This is a genomic window from Streptomyces sp. DH24, assembly GCF_029813775.1.
Classification (GTDB): domain Bacteria; phylum Actinomycetota; class Actinomycetes; order Streptomycetales; family Streptomycetaceae; genus Streptomyces.
On sequence record NZ_JARVKW010000156.1, the window covers coordinates 1 to 255 of the forward strand.

A 255-nucleotide genomic window follows, 5' to 3' on the forward strand; every position below is an offset into this window, starting at 1 on the left:
TGCATTTGGCTGCGCAGGCGTTGAGGTCGGGGGAGTGTTCGCTGGCGTTGGCCGGTGGTGTGACGGTGATGTCGACGCCGACGACGTTTGTGGAGTTCTCTCGGCAGGGTGGGTTGGCGCCGGACGGTCGGTGCAAGGCGTTCTCGGATGCGGCTGATGGGGTGGGCTGGGCCGAGGGTGTCGGTGTTCTGGTTCTGGAGCGGGAGTCGGATGCGCTTCGGAACGGGCATCGGGTTCTTGCGGTGGTGCGTGGCA

1 protein-coding gene is annotated in these 255 nt (G+C 66.3%); it reads left to right on the forward strand.

Annotation, left to right across the window (positions count from 1 at the left end):
- A partial coding sequence (locus QC282_RS32285) for a beta-ketoacyl synthase N-terminal-like domain-containing protein (protein WP_279553137.1) occupies positions 1-255 on the forward strand: 255 nt, incomplete at both ends.